This window comes from Rhodococcus sp. MEB064, assembly GCF_000834565.1.
Classification (GTDB): Bacteria; Actinomycetota; Actinomycetes; order Mycobacteriales; family Mycobacteriaceae; genus Rhodococcoides.
The window spans coordinates 111,666-134,588 of the sequence record NZ_JXQS01000016.1; the positions used below are offsets into that span (position 1 = coordinate 111,666).

The following is a 22,923-nucleotide window of genomic DNA, read 5'->3' on the forward strand; positions in this document are numbered from 1 at the left end:
GAGAAATCCCTCCGTCGAGGGATCGACGCACGGCGATAGCCGAGTAGGTGAGCGTCGATCCGCGCTTGCGGCGTTCCGTGCTCGGAACGCAGCCTGGTCGTCACCCGGAGCACCCCACCGCGGAGGAGGGTTGCCGACCAGCTAGCCGGGGCTTGATGCTGGTACTCGTGACCTGAAAGCAGAATGGCAAAGCGGAGCGAGAGTTGTCAACTCCTTCTCGTCGTGTCGGCCGTACAGCGGAGTTGTTCACCAACCCGCAAACTAGCCGTGCAATAACGTGTCGTCACGAATGTGAGAAGTGCTGTTCACCCCGAGAGGCCGCCCGACTTGTCCCTGCAGATCAGCATTCCCGAGGAGTACGTCCGCTCCCATCTGGCCGCGCCGGAGCGCACCCTCGTGGACATCCTGGAGGCCACCGCGCGTTCCTGGCCCGATGCGCCTGCACTCGACGACGGCACGACCACGGTCAGCTACGCCGAACTCATGGACAACATCGACGAGGGTGCGGGCTGGCTGTCTCGGCACGGCGTCTGCGCCGGGGACCGCGTCGGCGTGCGGATGCCGTCGGGTAGCTACTCCCTGTACGCGGCGATCCTGTCGGTGATCGCCGCCGGTGCCGCGTACGTGCCCGTCGATGTCGACGATCCGGACGAGCGCGCCGAGATGGTGTTCTCCGAGGCGGGCGTCACGGCCATCATCTCCGCCGGTGGAGTCACCAGCACCGGCGCGCCGAGTACCGGTCGCGACGTCGGTCGTCCCACTCCCGACGACGATGCGTGGGTCATCTTCACCTCGGGGTCGACGGGTAAGCCCAAGGGCGTCGCGGTGAGCAACCGCAATGCCGCTGCCTTCGTCGACGCCGAGGCACGGCTGTTCCTCCAGGATCGACCGATGGGTCCGGGTGACCGCGTCCTGGCCGGGCTCTCGGTGGCCTTCGATGCGTCGTGCGAAGAGATGTGGCTGGCGTGGCGTAGTGGCGCCTGCCTGGTGCCCGCGCCCCGCTCGCTCGTGCGCAGCGGCATGGACCTCGGCCCGTGGCTGGTCGCCCGCGACATCAGCGTCGTGTCGACGGTGCCCACGCTGGCCGCACTGTGGCCACGCGAGGCATTGGAGGACGTTCGACTGCTGATCTTCGGCGGTGAGGCCTGCCCACCCGATCTTGCTGAGCGCCTTGCTGTTCCGGGTCGTGAAGTGTGGAACACGTACGGCCCCACCGAGGCGACCGTCGTCGCGTGCGCCGCCCTGATGGACGGCGTCGGCCCGGTCCGCATCGGCCTGCCCCTCGACGGTTGGGATCTGGCGGTCGTCGGTCCCGACGATCGACCCGTGCAGATCGGCGATGTCGGCGAACTCGTGATCGGAGGTGTCGGGCTCGCCCGCTACCTCGATCCGGTGAAGGATGCCGAGAAGTATGCACCCATGGAGTCCCTCGGCTGGGAACGCGCCTACCGCAGTGGCGATCTCGTGCGCCTCGAGCTGGAGGGGCTGCTGTTCCAAGGCCGTGCCGACGACCAGGTGAAGGTCGGCGGACGACGCATCGAGTTGGGTGAGGTGGACAACGCGCTGCAGTCCCTGCCCGGCGTGAGCGGCGCGGCGGCAGCGGTACGCACCACCGGATCGGGCACGCCTGTCCTGGTCGGGTACCTCGTCAGCACGGACCCCGACTTCGACACCGTCCGCGCGCGAGAGCTTCTGGCAGAGCAACTTCCGGCCGCGATGGTTCCGCGACTGGCACTGGTGGACGAGCTGCCGACGCGGACGTCCGGCAAGGTGGACCGCGCCGCGCTCCCCTGGCCGCTACCCCGACGCGGAGGTCCCGTCGAGGACTCGGCTCTCGCCGGAACGGCCGGATGGGTGGCCGAGTTGTGGAGCGACGTGCTCGGCTCCGAGATCGGGTCACTGGACGCCGACTTCTTCGCAGCAGGTGGCGGCTCGCTGTCCGCGGCTCTGCTCGTGACTCGCCTGCGCGAGCGGTTCCCCGAGATCACCGTGGCCCAACTCTACGACCACCCGCGGCTGGGTTCGCTGGTGGCGCTGCTCGACTCACTGGTTCCGCCACCCGTGACGGAGAAGCGGATCGTGACGCCGACCCCGCGGTCGGCGCAACTCGCGCAGGTACTGGCCACCCTGCCGTTGACGACGCTGACCGGGCTGCAATGGGTCACCTGGCTCGGCGTCGTGGCCAACCTCGCGTCGGCTGTCTCCCCGCACGCGTGGTTGCCCACCCTGTCGTGGTGGTGGCTGGCACTCGGCTTCCTGCTGTTCGTCACCCCGGTCGGACGCATGGCTGTGTCCGTCGTCGGATCTCGCGCGCTCATGCGCGGCGTGACCGAGGGTTCGCACCCGCGCGGCGGGAGCGTCCACCTCAGGTTGTGGGCGGCCAATCGCCTCACCGACGCCAGCGGCGCATCGAACCTGTCCGGGGCACCGTGGATGGTCTACTACGCAAGGGCTCTCGGTGCGACGGTCGGGCGCGACGTCGACCTGCACACGTTGCCCCCGGTGACGGGCATGCTCACTCTCGGTGACGGGTGCGCGCTCGAACCGGAGGTCGACCTGTCGGGGTACTGGATCGACGGCGACGTCGTCCACATCGGCTCGATCGAGGTCGGAGCCGGCGCGACGGTCGGGGCGCGTTCGACACTTCTGCCCGGGGCGCGCATCGGCCGCAACGCCGAGATCACCGCCGGGTCCGCCGTCTCGGGCAAGGTCAAGGCCGGTCAGCAGTGGTCGGGATCCCCGGCCGCGAAGGTCGGCAAGGCCACCCATCCGTGGCCCGACGCGGCGCCCCCGCGCGGACGGGGATGGGTGCCGGTCTACGGACTGACCTCGCTGCTGCTGTCGGGACTGCCTCTGGTGTCGATCGCTGTGGGTCTGTTGCTCGTCGTCGTCGGGATTTCGGACGCCAGAACGGGACTCGGGGCCGTCGGTCTCGGATTCGCGCTCGTCGCTCCGGCGGCCCTGATCTCGCTGATCGTGTTCGCGGCGATCACTCTGGCATCGGTCCGGTTGCTGTCCATCGGACTCGTACCGGGGCACCACGCGGTCCGCAGCCGGATCGGGTGGCAGGTGTGGGCGACGGAACGCCTGATGGACTCCGCTCGGACGTTCCTGTTCCCGCTGTATGCGAGCCTGCTGACACCGGGATGGCTGCGACTGCTGGGTGCCGACATCGGCAAGGACGTCGAAGCGTCGACGGTGCTGATGGTTCCCAAGTTCACCACCGTCGGAGACGGCGCCTTCCTTGCCGACGACACGATGATCGCCAGCTACGAACTCGGTGGCGGATGGATGCACCTCGGTGAAGCCAAGGTGGGCAAGCGTGCGTTCCTCGGCAACTCGGGGATGGCGGCCGCCGGACGTCGAGTGCCCAAGAACGGTCTGGTCGCGGTGCTGTCCGCGGCGCCGGCCAAGGCGAAGTCCGGTTCGTCGTGGCTGGGCAGCCCGCCCGTACGCCTGCGCCGCGCCCCCAACTCGTCGGACACCACGCGCACCTTCGATCCGCCGCGGAAGCTGAAGATCGCGCGCGCCGTCGTCGAGACATGTCGCCTCGTCCCGGTCGTCGTGTCGTTCGCCGTCGGCTTCGGCGTCCTCGCGGCCCTCACCGCCATTGCCGGCGAGATCGGTTACTGGGCGGCCGCGCTCCTCAGCGGCGTTGTCCTACTGGTGGCGGGAGCTGTCGCCGCGATCGTCTCGGCCGCCGCGAAGTGGTCACTGGTCGGTCGGATCGGTGCGGTGGAACACCCGCTGTGGAGCTCGTTCGTGTGGCGCAACGAAGTTGCCGACACATTCGTGGAGGTCGTCGCGGCGCCGTGGTTCGCTCGGGCGGCGGAGGGAACACCGGTTCTGAACCTGTGGCTCCGTTGGCTCGGCGCACACATCGGGAAGGGAGTCTGGTGTGAGACCTACTGGTTGCCCGAGGCGGACCTCATCACACTCGGCGACGGCGCGACCGTCAACAGAGGGTGCGTCGTGCAGACACATCTGTTCCATGATCGGATCATGAGCATGGACACGGTCACGTTGGGGGCGGGCGCCACTCTGGGCCCGCATTGCGTCGCACTCCCCGCGGCAGGAATCGGCGCAGGAGCGACCGTCGGTCCGGCGTCGTTGGTCATGCGCGGTGACACCGTGCCGGAGTCCAGCCGGTGGCAGGGCAACCCCATCGCGCCCTGGACCGAGAAATGACCCAGGACGTCGGCGCGGCACGCGATTCCCCGATCGACCCGTACTTGCCGCAGAACGGCAACCGGGGCTACTCCGTCGATCGCTACGAGCTGTCCCTCGAATACAAGGTGCACTCGAACCGCCTGTCGGGCAAAGCCGTCGTCCACGCGGTGACCACTCGACAGATCTCCGAGTTCTCCCTGGACATGGGTCCGGCGTTGTCGCCGTCGAAGGTCGGTATCGCGGGAATGCGCGGTGTGCGCTTCACCCACCGCGGCGCGAAGCTCACCGTCAAGGCGCAGCGACCGATCGCCGAGGGCACCCCGTTCGTTCTCACCGTGGCCTACAGCGGCAACCCGGCACCCATCAAGGGCGTCTGGGGCGAGGTCGGCTGGGAGGAACTGACCGACGGTGCCATCGTCGCGAGTCAGCCGAACGGCGCCGCGTCGTGGTTCCCGTGCGACGATCACCCGAGTTCCAAAGCGGCATACACCATCTCGGTCACGACCGATTCGCCGTACCACGTCGTATCCAACGGAACTCTGACGCACACGTACGTGAAGTCCTCGCGCACCACGTGGGTCTACGAGCAGCCGGAGCCGATGGCGACCTACCTGGCCACGGTGCAGATCGGCCTGTACGAGAGGCATCGGGTCTGCAGCACACCGGTTCCCGTCGACGCCGTCCTGCCCGCGCGTCTGCGGCGCAACTTCGACCACGACTTCGGTCGCCAGCAGCAGATGATGGAGACGTTCGTCGAGTCGTTCGGGCCGTATCCGTTCGACTCCTACGCCGTCGTCGTCACCGACGACGAACTCGAAATCCCCATCGAGGCACAGACCTTGTCGATCTTCGGCGCCAACCACTGCGCCGGTGACCGCGGGTACGAACGTCTGGTCGCGCACGAGCTCGCGCACCAGTGGTTCGGCAACAGCCTCACCATCGGTCGGTGGAGCGACATCTGGCTGCACGAGGGATTCGCCTGCTACTCCGAGTGGATCTGGTCCGAGAACTCGAACGGTCCGTCCGCGCATCAGGAAGCCACGCGAGCGCACAGTCGGCTGTCGTCGCTTCCGCAGGACCTCGTCCTGGCGGATCCGACACCGGACGACATGTTCGACGACCGTGTCTACAAGCGCGGAGCCCTTGCGCTGCATGCTCTTCGTCGCACTCTCGGCGACGGACCGTTCTTCGATCTGCTGCGTGAGTGGACCACCACGTTCCGGCACTCGACGGTGGCCACTGCCGACTTCGTCGCTCTGGCGAAGAAGTACGGCAGCGACGACGACTTCTGGGAGTCGTGGCTGCGGAAGAAGCGGCTTCCCCGCCTGCCCTGACCGGGGTCGACCCCGATCAGCGCGCCTTTCTCCAGCTGGCGTCCTTCAGACCCACGAACACCAGGGTCAACGCCGCCAGAATTGCACCGGCGACGAAGAGTTCCGGGTAGGTGACCGAACCGGGGAACTGCTCGACCACCACCGCCAGGATCGCCGGGACGGCGAAGCCGAGATACGTGACGGAGTAGAACACGGCGGTCAGTCCGGCCAGGTCGTTCGGTCCGGCGATGCGCTGGACCTCCTGCAGTCCCGACACCATCGCCATGCCGTACCCGCATCCGAGCACCGCCGCAGCGAGCAGCGCCATCGGCACGGTGAGAACGTCCGCCGCGACGGAGACCAGGGTCATGCCGACCACGATGATCGCGAGCGCGACCATGATCGCCCGTGCATTGTGCGGGGTGTCGATCCGTCGGCCCACTGCCTGGATCGCGAAGCCGGACGACAGGGCGACGACACCGAGCAGTGCGGAGAACGCGATGGGGAACGATCCTGAATGGTCCGCCATCAGGCCCGGCAGGACCGCGTACGCGACACTGGCCGCGGTGAAGACCCAGGGCGCTGTGGGGAGAACCACGGTGACGAAGCGGCGGTGACCCGCCGACGGGATCTTCAGGTCGTCGATCAGCGAACCGGCGTTCTCGCTGCGCATCCGCGTTTCCGGGACACCGATCAGGGCGGCTGTGGCGATCGCCGCGAGAGCGACGTGCACCAGGTACGGCAGCACTTCGGGCCACGGCGCCCACTGCGCCAGCACTCCGGCGACACCGGCGCCGACGGCGAATCCGCCGGTCAGCGACATCGCGGCGCGGCGGGCACCCGCTCCGACCGTGTCGGCGGACAGTTCTTTGAGCCAGCTCCCGCCGACCGCCATGCCCAACCCGAGAGCGACACCGCTGAGCACGCGGCCCGTGGCCAGAAGCGGGGCGGTGTGCGATCCGAGGGCGATGATGATCGACCCGGCCGCCGCGATGGCCGGCGCGGGGAGCATCAGGGGGCGTCGACCGTAGCGATCGGAGAGCGGGCCGCCGATCAGCAGCGCCGGGACGATGCCGACGACGTAGGCGAAGAGGAACACGTCGACGATGACGGGCGAGAAGCCGTGGCCCTCGCGGTACATGACGAGCAGCGGCGTGAATTCGTTGCCACCCCACGCGACGGCGAGCATGCCCAAGGCGACGGGCAGCCATGTGCGAGTGGTGGTTCCGCGATCCAGAACGGTCATCGGGATTCTGTCCTTGTCCGCCGCGACGCCAGAGAATGCGTTGCGGCCATGTGGTCGACGAGGGCGGCGTCGTAACCGGCGACGTCTCCCTGCTCGACGAGTGCGGTGAGACGTGTGTGGTCGTCGATGATCGACGACAACACGTCCGGGTTACGTGCCACGGAGTTCGCGGTCATGCGGCGCTGCCGGTCACGCAATCCTGAGTAGAAGGTCGACAGCAGGGGGTTGTCCCCGTGCGTGACGACGACGGTGTGGAAGTCTGCGTCCTCCGCGGCGAAGCCGAGAGAGTCACCCGAGTCGGCGAGCACGCGCTGCCGGTCGAGACTCTCCCGCATCTGCGCGGTGGCGGAGGCTCGGCTCCCCGCGTCCTGGGCGAATGCCTCGAGTGATCCGGTCTCGACCAGTCGTCGAGCGGCGACCAGGTGCGTCGCTTCGTCCGGTGCCACCGGAACGACCAGGGCTCCGCGTTTGGGGTAGAGCCGCATCCATCCTTCGGCCGCGAGTCGCAGGAACGCTTCGCGGACGGGGGTGCGGCTGGTGCCGGTGCGCTCGGCGATCTGCCCCTCGCTGATCAGCTCACCACCCGGCAGCTCGCCGGAGACGATGAGTTCCTTGACCGTCGCGTACGCCCGATCGGACGACGAGACGGTTGCGTCTGTGTTGCGCACGTCTTGTATCTAAGCAGTGTCCGTCCTGGTCGACCACCCCGGAGTGGCCGACCACACAGTCGAGTCAGACGTAATCCCAGAACTGCAGCCACTGCACCGAGGCGAAGAGCGCCAGCGTCACCGCGTACACACCGGCGACCACCAGCGCACCGAGAACCGACACGCGTCGGCCGGCCCCGCGCTCCGGGTCGAGCCACCAGGCGAAGCCGCGGGTCGCCCACGGCATCAGGAACCACGTCATGGCGCCGACGGACACGATCTGGCTCAGCCACATGGACAGCCACGGGTCGATCCCCACGGCGTCGAGGTGCGGGCCGAGGAAACGCGAGAGCAGCATCACCGTCGGGTAGAGCACGAGGAGCACCATCATGGCCGATTTCCAGTTCGGCGTGACCTCGGATTCGCCGTCCCGCACGCGCACGATCGATCCGAAGCGATCGATATCGGCGGAGGTCGAGAAGTCCCGCGTGAGATGCGGTCGCACCATGGACAACGCGGAGCCCCGATCGGCGGAGCTCAACCACGTCGCGAGCTGGGCATCGGTGCGGAACTTCACGACGGATAGCCATGCCTCCGTTCCACCGGGCAGCGCATCCGGGCCGTATACCAGCGAGAACTCGTGCCCGGACGCGTCGGCTCCCAGCGTCGTCAGATGACGCTGAGCTGCGAGGAATTCGTCTCGGGAAGGCGTTGCCACGTCGTGGACGAAGACCTCGACTCCGGACGGGGGTGCACCCCCGTCGACGATCACCACGTCACCGAACCTGCGCAACACCCCGTGCGCGGCACCGGCTTCGACCAGTCGCGTCCATTTCGGGGAGTCGAGGAACGACGTCAGCCGGTCGGCACCGTCGAACCGCAGCACCACTGCCGAAGCACCCTCCTGCGCCAGATGGAGTCCGACGAACCCCGCTGAGGACGCCGCAACGGCCTCGACCTCCGTGGCCCAGGCGCGCATCTCGTCGACCGACGTGGGGTGACAGACCACCAGAACCGTTGCAGTGCTCACTGTTCTACGCGTCGATCTTCCGGCCCTGCACGTACACGTGCGCGACAGCCGGTTCGCGCAATTGCATCAGCAGGGCGAACAACGTCTGATCCCGCGCCATCTCTGCGTCGTCGGCACGAGCGCCGTGCGTGACCGCATTGTTCAGGGCAGGCCAGCGCTCGGGATCGATCACCACGAAGTCGGCTTCCTTGCCGACGTCGAAGTTGCCGAATCGGTTCTCCATGTCGAGAGCGCGAGCACCGCCGAGGGTTGCCACGAACAACATCTCCGCGGGGTGCATGGACACACCGTCGTCACCCGGTTCGGTGATGTGCACCTTGAAGGCATCGTTCGCGACTCGGGAGATCAACCACTCGTCGCCACCTCCGTGGTCGGTCCCGAGCGAGATATTGACCCCGGACGCCACGGTGCGCTTCCACGGCATGGTCCCCGAACCGAGGAACAGTTGTGACACCGGGCAGTGGGAGATCGACGTACCCGTCTCGGCCATGCGCGCCAGCTCGCCGTCCTGACAGTGCACCGCGTGCGCCATGATCGTGCGCCGGCCCAGCAGGGTTTCACCGCCGATCCGCGACCCGGGCAGGAACTTTCCGTCGTACGTGTCCAGGTAGGAGTCGACCTGGTAGTCGGCCTTCGTGGCGTCGACCTCACCGGTGCCGGGGCGATTGTTCTCGTTGAGGTGGGTGTGCACGTACACGCCGCGACCACGCAGATCGCTGTACATGTCGCCGAGGCCCGCAAGCGTCTCGGTGGTCACCGAGAGCGAGAACCGGGGTACCAGAGCGACGTGCAACAACGCGGTGTCCACGTCGCCGGTGTCCGCCGCGTGCCACTTCTCGACCTCCGCGGCCGTCAGGTCGAGTGCGGCCTGCTCGCTGGTGCAGAGAGGTCCGGCGGAGTCGGGGCCCCGCGTCTGGATCCCGCGACCGCTCACGATGCGCAGGCCGCGGCGCCTGGTCTCCTCGAACAACGCGTCCTGTGCCGCCGGGAAGGCCGAGCCGAACACCATGGCGGCGGTGGTGCCCGCCCGCACACGCTGGTTCGTGAACTCGACTGCCGCGGCGCGTCCGAACTCGGGGTCCTCGAACTTCGACTCGGACGGGAAGATGCACCGCTCGAGCCACTCCAGCAGCTGCCCACCGCCGTAGGAATCGCCGGCATAGGTCTGCGGGAAGTGGATGTGGGTGTCCACGAAACCCGGCAGCACGAAGGCCGGCCGGTGGTCGGTCACCGTGGCCGACTCGTACTCGGTCGGCAACTGCGAGTGCTCCCCGCACCAGGCGACGAGTCCGTCGGGGTCGAGGACGAGAGCACCGTCGTCCACGAAGACCAGTGCTTCTCGAGCACCTGTCACCACCGGCTGACCGGCGATGTGGAAAATACGGCCCCGATGTATGTGGTGAGTCACAGCGATAGTGAAACAAACTCGGGCCGTTCCCGCGCGTCAGTTCGATTCGTACACTGTGCTCGCCATCACGAGCTTGCGGTGGTGTACTCGTCCATGGCCTCTGCGTGTCGCCCCGTCATCTCCGTCGTGATCGTCGCCGTACTGGTGTTCCTGGGCGGACTGATCGGTGGACCTTTTCAAGGAAAACTCTCCGAGGTGCAGAAGAACGACAACGCGTCGTACCTGCCCGGGTCGGCCGAATCGACCCGCGTGAATACCGAGAGTGCAGGGTTCCTGTCGGTACAGACCATCCCCGGGTTCGTCATGTTCGACAGCCCCGATCCCCTCACGGACGACGACCGAGCCACGGTCCTGGCCGCGAGGCAGGCGCTCACCGAAGTCGAGGGCGTCGATGCGACGGCCATGACTCCGCCGCAGTACTCCGAGGACGGTCGCACCGCCGCGCTCTACGTCCCACTGGTGGCGAACAAGGACGGTGCGGAGGTTGCGGGAGACGAACTGGCCGCCACCGAGCAGGAGGTTCTCGACACCGCGACGACAGCAGCCGGGGAGAAGCTCGACGTCCTCCCCGCCGGCCCCGGCGGACTCCTGGTCGCGTTCATCGACGCGTTCGAAGGCCTCGACGGCGCCCTTCTGGGGGCAGCTCTGCTGGTGGTCGTGCTGATCCTGCTGGTGGTCTACCGCTCACCGGTGCTGTGGTTCTTCCCCATCCTGTCGGCGCTGCTGGCCCTGGGCCTGTCCTCGGTCGTCGTCTACTTCCTGGCCAAGGCGGATCTGCTGACCCTCACCGGCCAGAGCCAGGGCATCCAGTCGGTCCTGGTCCTCGGGGCCGGAACGGACTACGCCTTGCTGCTCATCTCGCGGTACCGGGAAGAGCTGCACCATTACGACAGCCGCTTCGACGCGATGATCCGCGCGTGGAAGGAGTCGGCACCCGCCATCGTGGCATCGGCGGCCACGGTGATCATCGGACTGCTGTGCCTGAGCTTCTCCGAACTCAACTCGAACAAGAGCCTCGGGCCGGTCGCCGCCATCGGCATCGCCGCGACGCTTCTCGTCATGATGACGTTCCTCCCGGTGGCCTTGGCGTTGGCCGGTCGGTGGGTCTTCTGGCCTCGCACACCCCGCGTGGATCAGGCGTCGGGCATCGCCACCCACGGCGCATGGGGCCGGATCGCCGACACGATCGGCCGACGTCACCGCCCGGCGTGGATCGGCGCCAGCGTGCTGTTGCTGCTGTGCATCGTCGGATTCACCGGCCTCGACACGGGCGGCATCACCACGACCGAATCGTTCACGAATCGCCCGCCGGCCGTGGCCGGCCAGGAACTCTACGACGCGAAGTTCGGCCCCGGCACCGGAGCGCCCGCCGTCATCACCGCTCGCGCCTCGGCGACGGACGACGTGATCGCGGCAGCATCGGCGGTGCCCGGCGTCGCCACGGCGCCGGGATCGGTGTGCGTGCAGGTCAACTTCGCAAAGATCCAGGATCTGATCAGGACACTCGGACCCGACGCTCTGGCAGCAGCCGCCCAATCCGGGTGTGCCCCGGCGAATCTGCAGGTCCAGCCCATCGACGGACGCATCATGATCAACGCCGTCCTCGCCGATCCCTACGACTCGGATGCAGCGCTGTCCACGGTGCAGACCCTGCGCGCGACGCTGCACGCCCTTCCCGACGCGGACGTCCGCGTGGGCGGAAGTTCCGCCGTCACCGTCGATGTGCGGGACGCGTCGATCCACGATCGGAACCTCATCATCCCGATCGTGTTGGTGGTCATCTTCGTGGTGCTCGCCGCGCTGCTGCGAGCGATCGTCGCTCCGCTCATCCTGATACTCACCGTCGTGCTGTCCTTCGCGGCGACACTCGGAGTGTGCGGCCTGGTGTTCGAGCACGTGCTCGGCTTCGCCGGTGCGGATCAGTCGTTCCCGCTGTTCGCCTTCGTGTTCCTCGTGGCGCTGGGAATCGACTACAACATCTTCCTGATGACACGCGTCCGCGAAGAAACTCTGAAACACGGTACGCACCAGGGCATCCTGACCGGGCTAGCCGTCACCGGCGGCGTCATCACCTCCGCCGGTGTCGTGCTGGCGGCGACGTTCGCCGTGCTCGGCGTGCTGCCGCTGGTGTTCCTCGCCGAACTCGGGTTCGCCGTGGCCTTCGGAGTTCTACTGGACACCGTCATCGTCCGCAGCATCCTGGTACCGGCCCTGTCCTACGACATCGGCAAGAAGATCTGGTGGCCGTCAGCCCTGGCGAGCGCCAGGGACTGACGGACCGATCACAGAACCGTCGTGTCGAGATCCAGAGTCGTGCGATCGAGGGAGACCAGCAGATCGAACATCGGCCCCGTCTTGGGCAACTCGTAGCGGAAGAAGTACTGCGCGGCAACTCGTTTGCCGTCGTAGAACGCACCCTCCTTGTCGCCCACCGCGTTGAGCTGATCGAGCCACAACCACGCCACGACGAGGTGACCGGCCGCATCGAGGTAGGCGCTGGAGTTCGCGAGCGCGACCTCCGGATCACCCTGTCCCCACACGGTTCCGGTGACGGAGACGAGTCGATCGAGAGCCGCCTTCAACGCCTCGGCGTACTCACCCGACGCCGCATCGATGGTGGCCGTCACGGCGTCGACAAGCAGCTGCAGACCTCGGCCGCCCTGTGCGACCACCTTGCGCCCCAGCAGATCGAGGCCCTGAATTCCGTTGGTGCCCTCGTGGATCGGGTTCAGTCGGTTGTCCCGGTAGAACTGCTCGACGTTGTAGTCGCGCGTGTAGCCGTAGCCACCGTGCACCTGGATGGCCAGATTGTTGGCCTCGAGGCACCACTGCGACGGCCATGCCTTGGCGATCGGGGTGAGCACGTCGAGCAGGAAGCCCGCGCGCTCGGCAGCCTCCTGGTCACCGGTGATCTGCTCGTCGACCAATCGCGAGCAGTACAGACCCAACGCCAGACCGCCCTCGACATAGGACTTCTGGGCGAGCAGCATCCGGCGCACGTCGGCGTGGTCGATGATCGGCACCTGTGGTGCGGCCGGATCCTTGTCCCCCACCGGGCGACCCTGTGCGCGATCGCGAGCGTAGGCCACCGAGTGCAGGTACCCGGTGTATCCGAGTGCGGTCGCTCCCATGCCGACACCGATACGGGCCTCGTTCATCATCTTGAACATGTACGACAGGCCCTTGTGCGGCTCGCCGACCAGATATCCGGTGGCGCCGCCTTTCTCACCGAAAGCGAGCAGGGTGTTGGTGGTTCCGCGGTAGCCCATCTTGTGGTTCAAGCCGACCAGGTTCACGTCGTTGCGTTCGCCGAGCGAGCCGTCCTCGTTCACCAGCGTCTTGGGGACCACGAACAGCGAAATGCCCTTGACGCCGGCCGGGCCGCCCGGGATCTTCGCCAGCACGAGGTGCACGATGTTCTCACCCAGCTCGTGTTCGCCACCCGAGATCCACATCTTCGTCCCGCTGACCGCGTACGTTCCGTCATCCTGCGGGACAGCTTTCGTCGTGATGTAGGCGAGCGACGATCCGGCTCCTGGCTCGGACAGACACATCGTGCCGTGGAAACGGCCCTCGAGCATCGGGCGCACGTACTTGTCCACCAGCGCCTCGCCGCCGTACTCGATCAGCAGGTTCGCGTTGCCGATGGTGAGGAACGGGTACGTGGCGGTACCGGTGTTCGCGGCCTGGAACCAGGCGAGCGACGCCTTCGACACCGTCGTCGGCAACTGCAACCCGCCGAGCGAGTCGTCGAACTGCCCGGAGATCAGACCTGCGTCGTTGAACACCTTCAGCGCCCGCTCGACCTCGGGGATGAGGACGACCTTGCCGTCGTCGCCGACGTGCGGCTCGTTCGCGTCGGCCTTCTTGTTGTGCGGCGCGAAGTGCTTCACCGCGATCTGCTCACTGAGCTCCATGACCGCGTCGAACGTCTCACGGGAATGGTCGGAGAACCGCTTGCGCTCGGTCAGGGACTCGACATCGAGCCATTCGTACAGCAGGAATTCGAGATCACGACGCGACAGGATCAGATTCGCGGGTACTTCGGCAGCAGAGGACATACCCCGAGAGTAATACCGGTCACCGCGGCGAGGATTCGAGTGCCAACAATGCCAGCTTCGCGTCCTCTCCCCCGACATAGCGACCGGGCGACCCGTCCGATCGGACGACGCGGTGACAGGGGATGACCAGCGGCAACGGGTTGTGCGCGCACGCGGACCCGACAGCGCGGACAGCGCCGGGACTCGCGGTCTCGGCGGCGATCGCGGCGTAACTGCGCGTCGACCCGTACGGAATCTGCTGCAGCCGGCCCAGGACATCGCGTCGGAAACCGGAGGCGAGCTGCAGATCGACGGCGAAGTCCATGCGTCGACCCGTACCCGCGAAGTAGGCGTCGAGGCTGCGCGCGACCGGGTCCAGCCTCCCGTGAGCCTTCAAGATCCTGGGGCTGATGCGCGTCGCCAACATCGCGAGGACGCTGTCGTGGCCCTCGACGTCGAACGCCACGCGCACCACTCCGACATCGGTCGCCGCGAGCAGCAACGTGCCGACGGGTGAATCCATGGTCCGGTAGGCGACGTCCAGCAGGCCCTCCCTCTCGGCGCTACGCAGAAGTCGGTCGTGCAGAGCCGTCAGGTCCGTCGGGGCAGTCACAGCAACTCACTCCTCGTGGTGGTCCTTCTCAGGGTGGCGATACCGTCGGCACAGGCGCGCCGAGCCGCGGCGGTCGAATTGCCCAGCAGCGCAGCAACATCCGCGTGCGGCAATCCGCCGATGTGGTGATACGCGACGGCCAGCCGCTGGGTGTCGGGCAGTGCAGCGACAGCGGCCCACAACGCATGGTTCTCGTCCGGGACCGTCAGGTGACGGTCGGGCACTTCGGCGGTGGGCACTGCCCGCCTCGCGGCCGCGCGGTGCATGTCGATCGCCTTGCGGTGCGCGATGGTCACCAACCACGCCTGGACATTCGCATCCGCCGGCAGGTCCGGGTAGGCGCGCAGAGCTGACAGGAATGTCTCCGACCACGCGTCGTCGGCATCGACGGGACCCACCGCGGCGCGGCACACCCGCAGCACCACGGCGCCGTGGGTCTGCACGACAGTCTCGAACGGAAGCATCACGATCAGTAAACGCGTGAGGGTGGCGGAACGTGAGAATCGGCGGGGTGTCGGGTGCAGCGAGCTGTGTGCACACCCCCTGCAGCCGGCACCGCGGCGCTGCGAGGTGCAGGAACCCGTGTGCACACCCCCTGCAGCCGGCACCGCGGCGCTCCCGGGTGCAGGAACCCGTGCGCACACCCCTCGTGTGAAGCGTGCCACCCTGCAACCTGCAGCAACGGGTGCTCACTTCACGCCAGCCGTGTGCACACACCTTGCAGCCGGGCGCAGCAGCGCGAGGTGCAGTCGGCTGTGCGCGGACTCTTTTCAGCCGGCACTGCGACGCAAGGGTGCAGCAAATCCGAGTGCACACCCCCTGCGTGAACCGCACACACCCTGCAGCCTGCAGCAACGGGTGCTCACTCCACGCCAGCCGTGTGCACACCCCTTGCAGCCGGGCGCCGCGGCGAGGTGCAGCCAGCCGAGTGCACACCCCCTGCGTCAACCGCACACACCCTGCAGCCTGCAGCAACGGGTGCTCACTTCACGCCAGCCGTGTGCACACCCCTTGCAGCCAGCCAGCCAGGCACCCCAGCCGCGCACCCCCAGCACTCAGCAGGGGCTGGGCACTCGATCGGCGTAGGAACGGTCCAGGCCGCGCTGGATCATCCACACCGCTCGCGGATCGCTGGTGAGCTCCATGTGGGTTGCCGTGTTCTGCGGACAGCCGTCCTGGACCCAGACGTTGTCGACGCTCGCGCCGGGGCCCGCGGTGAGGAAGGTGTTCTCGGGAGGCGTGGACACAGTGTCGGAGCGCGTGGCGATCACGGTGTAGGCGACACCCGGAACCGTGTCCCCGTCCGCGTTGAGAGCGCCGAGGAAGTTCGATCCGACCATCTGCTGCACGAACGACGGTCCGACCGCTGCCGCGGCGACTTCGCCGACCGGAAGGCCGAACTGCTCCGCGAGTGATCCGATGAGCTGCCCTGCGGAGAAGGTGGTGCCGTGGTTGGTCGCACCCAGGGTGACCAGGGTGTGCACCGCGCCGGCTCCCCCGTCGAACTTCAGGTACTGCCGCGCGACGACGCCGCCCTGCGAATGACCGACGATGTCGACCTGTTCCGCGCCGGTCCGGGCGCGGACGTCGTCGACGAAGGTAGCCAATTCGCGTGACGACGCGGCGATGTCGTCGCCGCCGTAGGTCTGCAGGAGGTTGGAGCCAGGGTCGGCGCGGTAGCCGTATTCGAGGGTGAACACGCAGTAGCCCTCGGCGCCGAGCTGGGGAGCCAGGGTCGACCACGTGTCGGGTCCGTCGACCCAGGTGCCGTGGACGAGAACGACGGGGCGCGGATGGGCGCCCGAGGGTGAACACGACGCCGGTTCCGCGTCGGCGTGGACGGGCACCGCACATGCCGCCACTGCGAGTGCGGCCACCATCATCGCCCGTTTCATACCGACGATGTTACTGGAGTGACAGATGTGGCCTCAGTCGCTGGTGGGCCCCAGCGAGATGCCGCGACCGATGAGCCACAGTTCCGGGTCGACATGCTTGTCGGCGACGATGGTCTCGAAGTGCAGGTGCGGTCCCGTCGAGTCGCCCCGGTTGCCCATCGTCGCGATCTGCTGACCCGCGGCAACCCGTTGCCCTGCGACGGCGATAATGGTGTCCACGTGGCCATAGATGGTCACGGTGCCGTCGTCGTGACGCACGCGGACCCACAATCCGAATCCGCTGGCGGGTCCCGCCTCGATGACCTGGCCGTCGGCCACGGAGAGGATCGGGGTTCCGATCGGTCCGGCGATGTCGATCCCGTTGTGCGTAGTTCCCCACCTCGGCCCGAACCCGGATGTGTACGCGCCCTTGGCCGGCAGCGCGTAGTTGCCGATGCGCGCGCCGATGACGGCCGGCGGCAGTTCGTAGAGCCGCCGATCCTTCTCTTCGGCACTCGCTGCCGACGTGAGCACGGCGACGGCGGCCGCGTACTCCTCCTCGGCCGTCGCGCGGTTGGCCTTGGCGATCTGCCGCAGCGGGCCGAGGTTCCGGTCCGGCTCGGTCAGGAACGTCGGACGCAGGTCCGCGGCCGGCACGGACGCCGCGGAGGGCGGCGCGGAGGGCGGCGCGGACTCCGGCGTCGGCCTCGTCAGCTGGAACACGAGTACGGCGACGGCCAACACCAGGACGATGGCCAGAGCTTGCAGCGACACGGTGCGCACCGGGACCGTCGCCGGGGCGGTCTCCGTATCGGCATCGCGCCTGCGTGTGAGCAACTGAACCACGCTGGTGACGCTACCGGGCGTGCTCCTTCGCCGGTCCCGATCCGCAGTGTTCAGCTCCGCGGGACGGGGCGATTCGAGTCGTCGAGCCTGATCGGTGCGATCCGGTCGTAGACGTCGCCGGGACCGGGGTTGTCCGGATGCGACGCACCGCCGAGATGGTTCATCACTCCCCACACCGCGTTGAGGGCAGTCTGGATGGCCCCTTCCGCCCATCCTGCAGTCCACGAAATGTCGTCGCCGGCGAGAAAGATCCCTCGGTGACGAGGGTCCAGATCGTGCTGGACGAAGTGCGAGAACAACCGCTCCTGATACCGGTAGTGACCGGGCAGATTGGCCTTGAACGCACCCATGAAATGGCGCTCGGTCTCCCAGGACAACGTCACCGGATCCGAGATGATGTGGCTCCGGAAATCGACGCCCGGATAGATCTCCTCGAGCGACCCCAACATCAACGTCAGACGCTCGTCCGGCGACAACGGGAGCAGCTTCAACGAGTCGTCGCTCCATGTGTAGGACAAGCAGATCACGCCGGGTCGATCGTCGCCGTGATCGAGCAGATAGGTCCCGCGACTGAGCCGGTCGGTGAGCGTCATGCTCACCAGATCGCGACCGGTGTCGGGGTCGACGTCCTTCCAGAACGGTCTGTCGACGAGAACGAACACCTTGGTCGACCCCATGTAGTGGGTTCGCTCGACGGCCGTCCAGTGGTCGATGGGCAGCAGGTCGTCGTCGGTGTCGATCGTGTTGAGCAGCATCCAGCTCTGCGCGGTGACGACGACGGCGTCGAACTCCTCGGTGGCACCGGCCTCGTCGGTCACGGCGTACCGCTCACCTCGACGCCGTATCTCCGTCACACCCGGACGAGTTGCGCCGCCGTGCAGGGACTCGACCGATGTCCCGGCCGGCCAGTGAGCCGCATCCTCCACCTGCTCGGACCACAGCCCCGCCGGCAACCGGGTGGAGCCGCCCACGATTCCGCGGTGGTGGTCGTCAGCGGCCGTGGCCACCACGCGGAGGATCTCGAGGATGGAGTTGGGGAAGTCGGTGTCCCAGCCCCCGGTCCCGAAACCGACCTGGCCGAACAACTCTCGCCGAGCGAACGAGGCGAAGTGGGGAGAGTCGACCAGGAATCCGTAGAACGTGGTGTCGTCCAGTCGGACCACGAGGTCGTTCCAGATCCGCTTGACCGCGTCCACGTCGCGCAGCCGAATGGCGCGCTGCAGCGCCACCAGTTCGGACTGCTCCTCGAGCGTCTTCTGCCACGCCTGTGCGACCTCCGCGTACTCGTCGGGCAGATCCGTCAGGTGTCGTGCGTAGTGGCTGGTGCCCTTGAGATCGATGACCGTGCTGCTCGTCGCGTCGGCAAGCGGGTTGGGGAACGCTGTCGTCTCGATGCCGAGGTGATCGAGATAGTGGAACAGCGCGGTCGACGACGGAGGAAACCTCATCGCCCCCATCTCCGCGACGATGTCGGGGTGGCCGTCGAAGGACACCGAATGCATGCGGCCGCCGAGCCGGCCCGCCTCGTAGACGACGGGTTCGAGACCCATGCGCAGCAGCTCCCGAGCCGCGACGGTGCCGGCCAGCCCGGCTCCGACGATCGCGACGCGTGTTCCGAGGCGCTCCGCCGGAACCGAGCCCAGCCCTGCCGGGTGGGACACGTAATCGTCGTACGCGAACGGGAAGTCGGGGCCGAACATCGTGACGGGAGGTTCGCGGTCCTCCGTGGTGGTGCTATCGGGAGTGACGGGCGTTGTCATGGGGCCTTCTCGTTTCCGGTGCTCTCGTGTCTGGAAGGAAGTGACGGGGTGAGGACCCACAGCACCGTGGAACGAGCCTCGGCGCGGAAGCTGTGTCGCCGATGCGGCGGGAACGTGAACGCGTCACCGTCGCCGAGGCGGACGGTCCGATCGTCGACCGTCACCGAGAGGCTGCCGGACAGCACGAGCACGAAGCCCACGTCGGCCGGGAGCTCGTAGGACTCGTCGCCGCTTCCTCCCCCGGACGCGATCTCACCACGGATCACCTGCAGCCGCTGCTCGCCCGGCGGAGTCAGCAGGTACTCGACCTGGGACTCGCCGCCGAAGGCGATGGGCGGATACGCGTCGGCACGCACGACGTCGCCGGGCGGCACGTCGTCGAAGAGCGAGCCCATCGGCACGGACAGCGCGTCGCAGAGTCTCACCAGCACGGCCACCGACGCCGTGGCGCGGTCGTTCTCGACCTTGGACAGATAGCCCTTGGTCACTCCGACAGTCTCGGCGAGAGCATCGAGGGTGAGCCGACGGGCAGCTCGCGCCGCGCGAAGTCGGGCACCGGTGGAGGACACGACTAAGGATCATGCCTCGCCGAGCATCAGGAAACAAGTGTTGACTGTCAGGGCCCGTTGAGGAAACATCCCTGCACATGACCGAGATCCGAGGCCCGCTCGACGCTTCCAAGCACCCCCGCTTCACCGAGCCGTCGACCTTCGCGCGGCTCCCTCGACTCGATCAGGTGTCGCGAGCCGACGTCAGCATTCTCGGCGTTCCTTTCGACTCCGGCGTCAGCTACCGGCCGGGTGCGCGCTTCGGACCGGCCCACATCAGGGCGTCGTCGAAGTTGTTGCGGCCGTACAACCCGGCGCTCGACGTGTCACCGTTCGCGCAGCGCCAGGTGGCCGACGCCGGAGACATCGGGGTCAATCCTTTCGACATCACCGAGGCCCTCACCACCGTCGAGCACGCGATCACCGACCTACGCAAGGACGGCAGCACGGTGCTGACACTCGGCGGAGACCACACCATCGCCCTGCCCATCCTGCGCGCGCTGCACCGCGACCACGGGCCGATCGCCGTCCTGCACTTCGACGCCCACCTGGACACGTGGGACACCTACTTCGGGGCGCCGTTCACCCACGGGACGCCGTTCCGGCGGGCCAGCGAGGAGGGGTTGATCGACCTCGAGCGTTCGCAGCACATCGGCATCCGCGGCCCGCTCTACGGCAAGAAGGACCTCGAGGACGACGCCGTTCTCGGGTTCCAGATCATCCGCTCCGACGACTACGAGACGGACGGGGTGGCGTCCATCGTCGAGCGCATGCGGCGACGTCTCGACACGGGGCCCGTCTACGTCTCGGTGGACATCGACGTGCTCGATCCTGCGCACGCCCCCGGAACGGGTACGCCCGAGGCAGGGGGCATGACATCCCGCGAACTGCTGAACACGTTGCGTGGGCTGGTGGGGGCGAACATCGTCGGCGCCGACATCGTCGAGGTGGCGCCCGCGTACGACCACGCGGAGATCACCGGCATCGCCGCCGCCCACGTCGCCTACGAGCTGCTGTCGGTACTGGCGCTGGGGTCGTAGCCCGTCTTCTTCTCGGACCGGTGGGCGCGCACACGCCACACGATGATCGCCACGACGACGAGCACCACGACGATCAGTGCGGCGTCGCGCCCGACCGTCTTCGCGACCTTCTCGTACGAGTTGCCCGCCACGAACCCGAGCATGACGAAGCCGATCCCCCAGACCAGGCCGCCGATCGCGTTGAAAGCCAGGAACTTCGGATAGGGCATCCGTGACATGCCCGCCAGTGCCGGCATCACGGCGCGGAAGAAGGCCACGAAACGACCGAGGAAGACGGCGGACCCACCCTTCCGAGCGAGAAGGTCGCGGGCCTTGTCGAGCTTGTCGCGCCGTGAGTCCAACACCTTCATCGCCAGCAGCCGCGGACCGAAGTGCTTGCCGATCTCGAATCCGACGGAGTCGCCGAGAATCGCTGCCGCCACGACCACCGCCGCCATCGCGGCGACGTGGAGGTGGTCCTGACTCGCCGCCACCCCGCCGATGACGGCCGCCGTCTCACCCGGAATGACGAAGCCGACGAAGATCGCGTCCTCGAGGAACACGAGGAGGAACACGATCAGGAAGACCCAGATCGGCGCGATGTCCAGCAGCCGCTCCATCACAGAACTCATGACCGCAACTATGACGCACGAAAGACCCCACCCCGTGCGCAGGCACGAGGTGGGGTCTTCCGAGTCATCGGCGGGCTTCTTCACCTGACGGCTCTGGTGCCTCGTGATGTCCGGACAACACGGGAACCTATGAGGGGCGGTACCCGCTGGGCGGTGAACTCAACCGGACACGGTGCTGGTGGGCTGGGTTCGTGAGATGATTCTCCATCGTGGACACAACGGATTCCGAGGCCGGCTCGACAGCCGACTCGATGCACACGGGTGCAGACGAGTCGACGTCGCGTGCCGCGGCCCTGGTCACCGAGGTGGCCGCCGGGTCCGTTCCTCCGCGCAGACTCGCCGCCATGCTCACCGCCGTCGGCGGCAGCGTCCGCGACGACGACCATCTGGCCGCCCTGCTGAAGCGGACCGCCGAGATCGCGCACGAGGCCATCGACGGAGCATCGAGTTGCGGTGTCAGCATCCTGTTCGGCGGCCTGACGTACACCGCGGTCCATACGGACGAACTCACCCTCGAAGTCGACGAACACCAGTACGCGGTCGGCGACGGACCGTGCATCGAGGCGGCGCGCACCGGGGAGATCGTTCGTATCGACGTCGACGCGGCCGAACAGCGGTGGCCCGAGTTCGCCCGACTGGCGCGCGAGGAAGGGGTGCGCTCGTTCCTGGCAGCGCCCCTGCACACACAGGACCTGAAGCTGGGGTCGTTCAATCTGTACGGCACCGAACCGGCGGCCTTCGATTCCCTGGACGAGTCGATTCTGTCGTTGCTCACGTCGACGGTGTCGACGGCTATCGGCGACTATGCCCGCGTGCGGTCCGCACGTGAGGTAGCCGCGGGGCTGCAGGATGCGCTCGAGCACCGTGCACCCATCGAGCAGGCCAAGGGAATTCTGATGGCGCTGCACGGTGTGGACAGTGACGCCGCATTCAGAATGCTGTCCTCCGAATCGCAGCGCACCAACCGCAAACTGCGCGACATCGCTCGTGAGTTCGTCGAGAAGGTTTCCAGCGGAGGCTAACTCGCGCTCCACCCGCCGTCCATCGTGTAGGACGCTCCCGTGATCATCGACGCGTCGTCGCCGACGAGGAACGCCACCAGCGCGGCCACCTCGGCGGGCTCGACCATCCTCTTGATCGCACTCTCCGTGAGCAGCACTTTCTCCAGAACTTCGGATTCCGGAATGCCGTGCACGCGCGCCTGATCAGCGATCTGCTTCTCCACCAACGGAGTTCGCACGTAGCCGGGGTTGACGCAGTTGCTGCGCACACCCCGCTCCGCGCCCTCGAGGGCCGTCACCTTCGATAGTCCCTCCATCGCGTGCTTCGCGGTCACGTAGGCGGACTTGTTGGCAGATGCTCGGAGCCCGTGCACCGACGACATGTTCACGATGCGGCCGTACCCCGACTCGTACATGTGGAGCAGTGACGCCCGCACCAGCAGGAAGGGCGCTTCCACCATCAACGTCAGGATTCGCCGGAACATCAGCGGGTCGAAGTCCTCGATGGGCGAGACGTGCTGGATGCCCGCATTGTTCACCAGGATGTCCGTCTCGAGCGTGAGGTCGGCGAGTGCGTCGACGTCGGACAGGTCGACCTGCCACGGCCGTCCACCGATCTCGTCCGCGAGCGCCGCAGCGGCGTCCCCGTCGAGGTCGGCGACGGTGACCGTGGCACCGTTCCCGGCCAGACGGCGGGCTACCGCCGCACCGATTCCGCTGGCGCCGCCGGTCACGAGCGCCGATCGTCCTGTGAGGTCCGTCATGCTCACGAGTGT

The 22,923-nt window shown here is 67.4% G+C and carries 18 protein-coding genes and 1 riboswitch; of the genes, 5 read left to right on the top strand and 13 right to left on the bottom strand.

What is annotated here, in order from left to right:
• Positions 1–56 precede the first annotated feature (56 nt).
• Positions 57–173: riboswitch (SAM riboswitch) on the bottom strand.
• 154 nt (positions 174–327) lie between these two features.
• A complete protein-coding gene (locus RU01_RS09200) occupies positions 328–4,188 on the top strand; it encodes a Pls/PosA family non-ribosomal peptide synthetase (protein ID WP_156148853.1) in 3,861 nt (1,286 codons plus the stop codon).
• Positions 4,185–5,504 (top strand): M1 family metallopeptidase, encoded by a 1,320-nt coding sequence (locus tag RU01_RS09205; protein WP_042574224.1) that lies wholly within the window; start codon positions 4,185–4,187, stop codon positions 5,502–5,504. The genes RU01_RS09200 and RU01_RS09205 overlap by 4 nt, the downstream gene beginning before the upstream one ends.
• A gap of 16 nt (positions 5,505–5,520) precedes the next feature.
• On the opposite strand, the gene RU01_RS09210 is transcribed toward RU01_RS09205, so the two are convergent.
• From RU01_RS09210 to RU01_RS09225, 4 genes are all read right to left on the bottom strand, one after another.
• Positions 5,521–6,729: an MFS transporter gene (locus RU01_RS09210; protein WP_042574225.1), complete on the bottom strand. Its 1,209-nt coding sequence runs from the start codon at positions 6,727–6,729 to the stop codon at positions 5,521–5,523.
• Positions 6,726–7,397, bottom strand: a complete 672-nt coding sequence (locus RU01_RS09215; protein ID WP_042574226.1) for a GntR family transcriptional regulator — start codon at positions 7,395–7,397, stop codon at positions 6,726–6,728. Before RU01_RS09215 ends, RU01_RS09210 begins: the two co-directional genes overlap by 4 nt.
• Positions 7,398–7,461: 64 nt before the next feature.
• Positions 7,462–8,406 (bottom strand): hypothetical protein, encoded by a 945-nt coding sequence (locus RU01_RS09220; RefSeq protein ID WP_052493194.1) that lies wholly within the window; start codon positions 8,404–8,406, stop codon positions 7,462–7,464.
• 4 nt (positions 8,407–8,410) lie between these two features.
• Complete coding sequence (locus tag RU01_RS09225; RefSeq protein ID WP_042574227.1) at positions 8,411–9,814, bottom strand: guanine deaminase; 1,404 nt, start codon at positions 9,812–9,814, stop codon at positions 8,411–8,413.
• 93 nt (positions 9,815–9,907) lie between these two features.
• Here RU01_RS09225 and RU01_RS09230 point away from each other — a divergent pair, with 93 nt between their 5' ends.
• Positions 9,908–12,088: an MMPL family transporter gene (locus RU01_RS09230; RefSeq protein ID WP_042574286.1), complete on the top strand. Its 2,181-nt coding sequence runs from the start codon at positions 9,908–9,910 to the stop codon at positions 12,086–12,088.
• Positions 12,089–12,096: 8 nt separating this feature from the next.
• Here RU01_RS09230 and RU01_RS09235 read toward each other — a convergent pair whose 3' ends face one another.
• The 7 genes from RU01_RS09235 to RU01_RS09265 all read right to left on the bottom strand — a co-directional run bounded on the left by RU01_RS09235 (position 12,097) and on the right by RU01_RS09265 (position 19,516).
• A complete protein-coding gene (locus RU01_RS09235) occupies positions 12,097–13,875 on the bottom strand; it encodes an acyl-CoA dehydrogenase (protein WP_042574228.1) in 1,779 nt (592 codons plus the stop codon).
• Between the two features lie 19 nt (positions 13,876–13,894).
• Positions 13,895–14,467, bottom strand: coding sequence for a methylated-DNA--[protein]-cysteine S-methyltransferase (locus RU01_RS09240; RefSeq protein WP_042574229.1), 573 nt, complete (start codon positions 14,465–14,467; stop codon positions 13,895–13,897).
• Positions 14,464–14,931 (bottom strand): RNA polymerase sigma factor, encoded by a 468-nt coding sequence (locus tag RU01_RS09245; protein WP_042574230.1) that lies wholly within the window; start codon positions 14,929–14,931, stop codon positions 14,464–14,466. Before RU01_RS09245 ends, RU01_RS09240 begins: the two co-directional genes overlap by 4 nt.
• Before the next feature lie 591 nt (positions 14,932–15,522).
• Positions 15,523–16,362 carry an esterase/lipase family protein gene (locus tag RU01_RS09250; RefSeq protein WP_042574231.1) on the bottom strand — a complete coding sequence of 280 codons (840 nt, stop codon included), beginning with the start codon at positions 16,360–16,362 and terminating at the stop codon, positions 15,523–15,525.
• A 33-nt stretch (positions 16,363–16,395) separates the two neighbouring features.
• A complete protein-coding gene (locus RU01_RS22445) occupies positions 16,396–17,187 on the bottom strand; it encodes a M23 family metallopeptidase (protein WP_197074724.1) in 792 nt (263 codons plus the stop codon).
• Positions 17,188–17,237: 50 nt separating this feature from the next.
• Positions 17,238–18,947: a flavin monoamine oxidase family protein gene (locus tag RU01_RS09260; protein WP_042574232.1), complete on the bottom strand. Its 1,710-nt coding sequence runs from the start codon at positions 18,945–18,947 to the stop codon at positions 17,238–17,240.
• Positions 18,944–19,516, bottom strand: coding sequence for a helix-turn-helix domain-containing protein (locus RU01_RS09265; protein WP_042574233.1), 573 nt, complete (start codon positions 19,514–19,516; stop codon positions 18,944–18,946). Before RU01_RS09265 ends, RU01_RS09260 begins: the two co-directional genes overlap by 4 nt.
• 77 nt (positions 19,517–19,593) lie before the next feature.
• Here RU01_RS09265 and speB point away from each other — a divergent pair, with 77 nt between their 5' ends.
• The gene (gene speB, locus RU01_RS09270; protein WP_042574234.1) at positions 19,594–20,535 is read left to right on the top strand and encodes an agmatinase; all 942 of its coding nucleotides are present in this window, start codon (positions 19,594–19,596) and stop codon (positions 20,533–20,535) included.
• On the opposite strand, the gene RU01_RS09275 is transcribed toward speB, so the two are convergent.
• Positions 20,499–21,146, bottom strand: a complete 648-nt coding sequence (locus tag RU01_RS09275) for a DedA family protein (RefSeq protein WP_042574235.1) — start codon at positions 21,144–21,146, stop codon at positions 20,499–20,501. The genes speB and RU01_RS09275 overlap by 37 nt on opposite strands.
• Before the next feature lie 209 nt (positions 21,147–21,355).
• On the opposite strand from RU01_RS09275, the gene RU01_RS09280 reads away from it, so the two are divergent.
• Entirely contained in the window at positions 21,356–22,168 is an 813-nt protein-coding gene (locus RU01_RS09280; protein ID WP_231568651.1) for a GAF and ANTAR domain-containing protein, read from the top strand.
• Here the strand turns inward: RU01_RS09280 and RU01_RS09285 are convergent.
• Positions 22,165–22,911 (bottom strand): 3-hydroxybutyrate dehydrogenase, encoded by a 747-nt coding sequence (locus tag RU01_RS09285; protein WP_042574236.1) that lies wholly within the window; start codon positions 22,909–22,911, stop codon positions 22,165–22,167. The two genes, RU01_RS09280 and RU01_RS09285, sit on opposite strands and share 4 nt — an antisense overlap.
• Positions 22,912–22,923 lie beyond the last annotated feature (12 nt).

Bases quoted from the DNA above. Each gene is read 5' to 3' on its own strand.
- RU01_RS09245 (WP_042574230.1), bottom strand. From the start codon at position 14,931: ATGCTTCCGTTCGAGACTGTCGTGCAGACCCACGGCGCCGTGGTGCTG.
- RU01_RS09260 (WP_042574232.1), bottom strand. From the start codon at position 18,947: ATGACAACGCCCGTCACTCCCGATAGCACCACCACGGAGGACCGCGAA.
- RU01_RS09230 (WP_042574286.1), top strand. From the start codon at position 9,908: ATGGCCTCTGCGTGTCGCCCCGTCATCTCCGTCGTGATCGTCGCCGTA.
- RU01_RS09205 (WP_042574224.1), top strand. From the start codon at position 4,185: ATGACCCAGGACGTCGGCGCGGCACGCGATTCCCCGATCGACCCGTAC.
- RU01_RS09250 (WP_042574231.1), bottom strand. From the start codon at position 16,362: ATGAAACGGGCGATGATGGTGGCCGCACTCGCAGTGGCGGCATGTGCG.
- RU01_RS09285 (WP_042574236.1), bottom strand. From the start codon at position 22,911: ATGACGGACCTCACAGGACGATCGGCGCTCGTGACCGGCGGCGCCAGC.
- RU01_RS09210 (WP_042574225.1), bottom strand. From the start codon at position 6,729: ATGACCGTTCTGGATCGCGGAACCACCACTCGCACATGGCTGCCCGTC.
- RU01_RS09235 (WP_042574228.1), bottom strand. From the start codon at position 13,875: ATGTCCTCTGCTGCCGAAGTACCCGCGAATCTGATCCTGTCGCGTCGT.
- speB (WP_042574234.1), top strand. From the start codon at position 19,594: ATGACCGAGATCCGAGGCCCGCTCGACGCTTCCAAGCACCCCCGCTTC.
- RU01_RS09275 (WP_042574235.1), bottom strand. From the start codon at position 21,146: ATGAGTTCTGTGATGGAGCGGCTGCTGGACATCGCGCCGATCTGGGTC.